Source organism: Mucilaginibacter sp. P4_G9, assembly GCF_056400985.1.
The window spans coordinates 1-6,607 of the sequence record NZ_JBFUKF010000276.1; the positions used below are offsets into that span (position 1 = coordinate 1).

Annotated in this window: 6 protein-coding genes; 5 read left to right on the top strand and 1 reads right to left on the bottom strand. The window is 40.0% G+C overall.

Going from position 1 to position 6,607, the window contains the following annotated elements; genetic code table 11:
• Positions 1–1,190 precede the first annotated feature (1,190 nt).
• From AC1DPZ_RS19330 to AC1DPZ_RS19350, 5 genes are all read left to right on the top strand, one after another.
• Positions 1,191–1,694: an antitoxin Xre/MbcA/ParS toxin-binding domain-containing protein gene (locus AC1DPZ_RS19330; RefSeq protein WP_477406433.1), complete on the top strand. Its 504-nt coding sequence runs from the start codon at positions 1,191–1,193 to the stop codon at positions 1,692–1,694.
• A 134-nt stretch (positions 1,695–1,828) separates the two neighbouring features.
• Entirely contained in the window at positions 1,829–2,290 is a 462-nt protein-coding gene (locus AC1DPZ_RS19335; RefSeq protein ID WP_477406435.1) for an RES family NAD+ phosphorylase, read from the top strand.
• A 159-nt stretch (positions 2,291–2,449) separates the two neighbouring features.
• Positions 2,450–3,697, top strand: coding sequence for a BamA/TamA family outer membrane protein (locus AC1DPZ_RS19340; RefSeq protein WP_477406437.1), 1,248 nt, complete (start codon positions 2,450–2,452; stop codon positions 3,695–3,697).
• Positions 3,698–4,365: 668 nt separating this feature from the next.
• Positions 4,366–4,959: a hypothetical protein gene (locus AC1DPZ_RS19345; protein ID WP_477406439.1), complete on the top strand. Its 594-nt coding sequence runs from the start codon at positions 4,366–4,368 to the stop codon at positions 4,957–4,959.
• 146 nt (positions 4,960–5,105) lie between these two features.
• Entirely contained in the window at positions 5,106–5,408 is a 303-nt protein-coding gene (locus AC1DPZ_RS19350) for an RNA recognition motif domain-containing protein (RefSeq protein WP_184548773.1), read from the top strand.
• A gap of 353 nt (positions 5,409–5,761) precedes the next feature.
• On the opposite strand, the gene AC1DPZ_RS19355 is transcribed toward AC1DPZ_RS19350, so the two are convergent.
• A complete protein-coding gene (locus tag AC1DPZ_RS19355; RefSeq protein ID WP_477406441.1) occupies positions 5,762–6,073 on the bottom strand; it encodes a hypothetical protein in 312 nt (103 codons plus the stop codon).
• Positions 6,074–6,607 lie beyond the last annotated feature (534 nt).

Genomic DNA, 6,607 nt, shown 5'->3' on the forward strand with positions numbered 1-6,607 from the left:
GTCCTATTCATATCCCGATAGGCTCTTTTTATTGCGCCAGTCATATAATTCTCTGATAGATCAAAGTAGATTCTGATTAAAAATTCCGCAACATCTTTAGGGAAAGCTTCTTGTTGATTTTCCATTCTATTTTTTTAAATTTCATCAAACTTATATAACTATCATTAAAAATTCCTTCGCAAAATGGGAAGATGTTAAGTGTCTGCGGGACATAGGGTCTTATACGGCTATAGGTTTACACTAGTCCCTTGCCGCTAGTCTCATGTAATGGAAATGAGCGGTGGCTGACTTGTGACTCCTTTAGATTAGGTCAAGAATTGAATACTACCCACTGACTAAGAGTCAGCTGCTACGGCTTATAATAATTTAGTTCCCCAACACCCTCACGATGACCATTACTTGTTGCTCTTTTTTATTTCAGTAGCTGGTTTTCTATGTCGGAAAATTTCTTGCTTAATCCTAAAGAAGGCGTAAATCAACAGGGTTAAACCCAGGATCCAAAACAGGGCATAAAAATTTCTTAGCTTCTCCATTTAAAACAAATATCGGCTAATAATTATAATAGTTGAATTTAGGTTTTTGTCTGAACCTGAATTTTTCACATATAGGTTGTTTTTTAAAGGTGTTCAAGAGGGCTGCGCCGTTTTCCGAATTAGAGAATTACCAGAATTTTAGCTGCATATGTTAATAAAAAGCCCTCTTCTTCCCCGAGGTGTCAGCAGAACAGCTTCGGGTGAAAACGGCCAAAACGATGGTGGGCTGCGCGGTGGCAGGGCATAGGAAGTTTTTGCACCTGCGTGGGGCTGAGTGCGCCGGGGCAAAATAATTCCAGCCCAGGTTTTGGCKGTTTTGCAGGGCAAAGGCCCYGAGCGCAAAGAAGCATTTCTGCTGACTTGAATTTTTTGGTCCTTTTTGTTTCAAGACAAAAAGGACTAGGCCCTCCCGCGGCCATGAGCGGGACGATGTTATCAGTTAGCACGAGGTAAAGTTAGCACCCAAATAGCTGCTCTGTAAAGTTCGCGATTGCTTCGTGCCTTATAATGACGTGTTGATTATCAATGATGTTTTTACATGTCATTACGATTTTTTCAGGTTGGCCTGATGGTTACTCGTATGACGGTCACCAAAACGGTTGAAAAATAATAAACAAAATTATTTTCTATTTAAATAGAAAATAATTACATTTGTGTATGAGCAAAGTAATTAAAAGGCAGGCTGTAGTAACCGGGGCCGGGCAAACAGCTTCAAGGCCCTATGTTGAGCTTGATAACTCTGCGGCATTTATGCTGCATGATCTTTTGGTGCCTTATGAAACCTACTTTAAATCGCCGCTGGCCAAGCTGGGGGCAATAAAGCAAGGGCTACGAAGCGCCGCCATCACCGATTTAATACAGGTTACCGGCGCTACGCAAATTGATATTGCCAAATGGCTTGATATCACCGAGCCAACCCTGCGCAAGCATATACAAAGTTCCCGTGAATTAAACCAGGGCCTTAGCGAGCACATTATTCAGCTTTTTGAACTTTTTGATAAGGGCCTTGATACCTTTGGCACCCTTGATGAATTTAAAAGCTGGCTTAAGCATTATAATCCCGGCATTGATGCCGTACCCTTTGATCTGCTTGATACCCTTACCGGCATCAGCATCGTATTAACCCAGCTTATCCGTATTGATTACGGGGTTTTGGCTTAATATTGGAGAATGGTTGATTGGGTGTGTGGAGAGTGGTTATATTTTTAATTGCTCAAGCACTATTATTACTTATAAACCAGTCTAAACCAAAATTAATAACCACTCACCACTCACTATTCACAACTCACCACACCTTGCACGTTTACCGTATCAGTCAAACCAAGTATGCCCATGACCGTAAAGGATCCGGAATAGATGGGCGATGGAACACGCTGGGGCAGTATGTAATTTATACCGGTGGGTCCCTCGCACTTTCCTGTCTGGAAAAACTGGCGCATTCCGTAGGTACATCTTTAAATAGCGGTATTTTTTCGGTTACCATTATTGAAATTCCGGATAAACTGCCTATCGCCGAAATCACCATAAGGCAACTTGCAAAACTTGATGCCAACTGGCATAAGGTAATCAATTACCCAATTACCCAGCAATTGGGCGATAACTGGCTGCATAAAATGGAAACCGCGGTTTTAAAAGTACCATCGGCTATTATCGACCTGGAGTATAACTACCTGCTTAACCCGGCACATCCTGATTATGATAAGATAAAAATTGCGGATGTAAACAAGTTCACTTTTGATCCGCGATTAAAAGCTTAATAGGCGGGAAATCACTTTTAAATTCCCCCATCGCTGGTGTACAGGCTGCTCATTTTAAAAGCTATTTCCCTGGCTTAATAGGATTGTGGTAAAAATTAATGGAATAATTATTTTATAATTGCAGTTCCATACCAATCCTTTACAAATTGCTAATTTATAATGCCTGGCAAAAAAGTAATTTTTTTATGGTTTGTTTTTTCGTTGTTTGGTTTTACAAAACTGTACGCGCAGGAAAAAAAATACATCCCCATTGGTAAGTCGAAGCTAAAGGATACCCTTGTTGCCGCCCCTGCGGACACGGCTTATGAAAAAGATATATTTGATGTTATAAAAGCTGCTTTTGTTAAAACAGATAAGCAGGTAAAGGTTGATTCAATTACTACGAAGCCTGTTATGTCGATTTTGCCGGCTGTTGGTTATACATTGCAAACCGGCCTTGCCGCTACTATTTCGGGCAATATAGCTTTTCGCACCAGCCCGGAGGCACGTATATCTACCATAACCATAAATCCTGCCTATACTCAAAAAAAGCAGGTGATCATTCCGCTGCAATCCAATATCTATACAAAAGGTAATCAATACGCTTTCATTGGCGATTTAAGGTTTTATAAATACCCTCAAAGCAGTTTTGGACTGGGCTCCCAATCAGATATACACAATGAGAACCCGCTTGTTTACTCTTTTTTTAGGTTTAATGAAACTGTACTACGGAATATTGGCGGCAACTTTTTTGCAGGCCTTGGATATATTTTTGATGATCGATGGAACATGGCCGAAAAAGGGCAGTTAAATGGAGGTGTTTCAGATTATGAAATATATGGACCTGTATCCCGTGCCATATCAACCGGTGGAACGCTTAGCGCCTTGTTTGATAGCCGCGATAACTCTATTAATCCATCGCGCGGTTTTTATACGTTAATAAATTATCGTGATAACTTTACTTTCCTGGGTAGCACTACGCCATGGCGATCGTTAATTATTGATGTACGAAAGTATTACCGGCTGCCTGCAAACTCTGATAATGTAATTGCCTTTTGGTCGTACAACTGGCTGGTGCTTAACGGCCGGCCGGCCTATCTTGATTTGCCGGCTACCGGGCACGATCCTGGTTTTACCACCGGACGGGGTTATATACAAGGCAGGTTCAGAGGCGCGCAAATGGTATACCTCGAAAGCGAATACCGTTTTAAAATAAGCCGGAATGGCTTATTAGGTGGTGTACTGTTTGTAAACGGGCAATCTTTTTCGGCAGCGCCGGGCAGCAGGCTGCAGGCGATACAACCCGCCTTTGGCCCGGGCCTGCGTGTTAAACTTAACAAAGTATCAAAAACCAATATAGCTATCGATTATGGTTTTGGCCGGGAAGGCTCACGCGGCTTGTTTATCAATGTGGGAGAGGTATTTTAGCGCGGATGTTGCTAAGCCGTAGCACGCAAAGAGATTTTTCGCGCAAAGACGCAGAGACGCAATTGATTTGCAAGTTTTTTCTTAAAAGCTGTTTAGAGATAAAAAAACATACCGTCATTACGAGTATCCATCAGGTAAGAACCTGAAAAAAATCGTGATGACGTGTTTACTTATGCAAGTAGTTGGCCTGTCACCCTGAGCCTGTCGAAGGGTCGCGCGCAGAGGCCTTCACCCGCTATGCTTCGACAGGCTCAGCATGACGGCCCTTTTTTAACAATCATTCTCTTACAACAAGAAGTGTCTTTAGATATATATTGATAATCAACCACTTGCAAACACGTCATTATAAGGAACGAAGCAATCCCCACCTTACAGAGTAGCTCCATCTATTATTCGCCATCCCTCTTCGCCCTGTACAGTCTGCGAATAGATCCTTCACTGCGTTCAGGATGACAAACCTTTTAAAGGTCATTTCCCCTTCAGTGTTTTGCGAAATTTTACCACTCGTATGACGTGGTTGTTATTTGTTGTTTTGAAATATAACCTAACAGTAATAATTTCGGTTGTATTTATCCACAGTGGTTAAAAAGTGTTAAATGTTTATTAAATTTATTGTGTTGATAAATTTTTAAATTTTTATTATTAGCTTTAGCCATACAATATACTATATGAACAGTATAAGGTTTACAAAGTGGTTCATTTCATTCATTTTGCTCATTTCGGTGATGGTTTCTTCCTGTCAGAAAGATGAGAGTGTGAAAGGTATGGAAACTGCTAAAACCGCTACTGCTGCCGATAGTGTATCATTAAATATTAAAAATGCTCCCGGAAACTTCTTAGCCGGAAAAGGTATATTGAAAGTAACTATTGAAGATTCAACCTATACATTTGATGCTTCAACAGATTCGATAGCTTTTATCAATGTGYACAATGGCGATAATAAGTATTTTGGAATTACCGCCATTAATAAGGCGCATACCATGAGTTTTGGAATAAGCTCCGAAGGTTTTGCATCTGCCAATATTAACAGCAAGGTAGCCGGAAGCCAGTTTCTTTTTACGGTTGACGAAAAAAAACCTTTGCTTCAATACACTTTAACCCAGTTTGTAGGAAAAGACGAATCGGGGAAAATAACTTTGGATAAATACAATAAGGACAACACAATAGCTAAAGGAAGCTTCTTTACTTTTTTAGCTAAGGACGATAAAGAAAACTCTCCGTTTTACAGGGTTGAAGGTAGTTTTGAGCTTCAGCTTAAATAAAAATGCCTTTACATATCAGCAGTTCACCTGTAAAACCCATTGCGTAATTTAAAGGTAAAAAATCCGTTGCAGGTAGTCTATTTACTCCGGCGGCTGCTAAAATGCCCTCAAATTTTTGTACCTTTATCCAAATTTTAAAGACATTGATGAAAGTATTTATTGCAGGGCTTCCTTTAGAAGTAGATGAGGCCGAATTAACAGCTGTTTTTGGTGACTTTGGGCCGGTAAAATCGCTCAGGATCATTAAAGACCGCGAAACAAAAGAGAGTAAGGGTTTTGGGTTTGTGGAGATGGTGAACGATAACGAAGCGAAAGAGGCGATTAGGTGTATGAATGGTGCAAGTTATTACGGACGCAGGATAACGGTTAATATAGCCGAAGATAAAGGTCCTGGGTTTAACGGCGGTGGTAACAGCGGCGGTGGCAAAGGCGGTTTCAGACGTAACTAACAACGAATAAAAAATTATTATTCTTTAAGTATAAGCCGGCATGTCCGGCTTTTTTTATGCCCGGGAATTGGGTTTTTAACGTTGGCTGTATTTTTTCCGGAAAACGGCCGGTCACCCTGAGCCTGTCAAAGGGTCGCGCGAATAGGCCTTTGCCCAATATGCTTCGACGGACTACCCATGACGTGTTGTAGAATCCCAGACTTACGAAGTTTTTGAAACTTCGTAAGTCTTTCGCCGATTTGTCATTCCCTCCTTTATAGTCTTCGGATTTTACCACTCGCAACGACGGTTTATTTATCTTAAACTAAACAAAGCAGCTTTACAAAGCTACCGGACGATTTAATATATGGAATTTAGCAGGCCTGGGCAAGGTCTGATACATTAAATTCATTTAATAAATAGTCGAGCCCTTTATTAAGTTCTTTTAACTGGATCTCCCCGCTTTTGAATGCGGCGGTTAATTTGGCCAGCTCATGGTCAATGTTTAGTTGTTGCAGCTTTTCTAAGGCATTAATTTTATACTCTGCTGCAGTAAGCAGGTAAAGCTGCTGTACATCATCGGCATACAGGTTATTACTTACCTTGTTTGCTTGCTGTTTATTAAACATAACTAAAAGTATAGCGGCAACAATTGCGGCAATTACAAGCGTCATTACAGGTTCCATCTTATTTCTTTCTCAGCGTTTATAATTTAGGCGCAGTGTGCGAGTTGGCTGCGGCATTTGGTTGTACTAAATATAAGGATATTGACTGTAAAAATTTAATGCATTGTTAATAAAATGGCAAAATGTTAATAAATACCAGGCAAATGAGGGTTGCTGAGCTATTTTATTAGTGCTGATAATGTTCACCGTGATCTTAATGCCTAAAACAACGGGTGCAATTTGCAAAACAAAATAAAGCTTATTTGGCGATTGAGCGTTGTTTTGAATGCTTATKTTTTGTTTGAAGTTGAGCAATTATTAAACAAAATAAAAATGACAACATTGCGTAAAAAACAATATTCTGTAGTGTATTGCCAACGGTTAGCTGGCGGGTAACGAAGTGTAGAACGTTGATTGCCATATGTTGTGAATATTTATTAGTAACAACAAAAATAATTAAGGTGTTTTAAATATTAAGATATTTTATAACTTTTAGGATTATTTATTTCTTAGACCGATAGTATTTGTAATTATGATAAAATAGGGTGCAAATAG

Excerpts from the sequence above, each read along its gene's own strand:
- AC1DPZ_RS19330 (WP_477406433.1), top strand. The coding sequence starts at position 1,191 with ATGAGCAAAGTAATTAAAAGGCAGGCTGTAGTAACCGGGGCCGGGCAA.
- AC1DPZ_RS19340 (WP_477406437.1), top strand. The coding sequence starts at position 2,450 with ATGCCTGGCAAAAAAGTAATTTTTTTATGGTTTGTTTTTTCGTTGTTT.
- AC1DPZ_RS19350 (WP_184548773.1), top strand. The coding sequence starts at position 5,106 with ATGAAAGTATTTATTGCAGGGCTTCCTTTAGAAGTAGATGAGGCCGAA.
- AC1DPZ_RS19355 (WP_477406441.1), bottom strand. The coding sequence starts at position 6,073 with ATGGAACCTGTAATGACGCTTGTAATTGCCGCAATTGTTGCCGCTATA.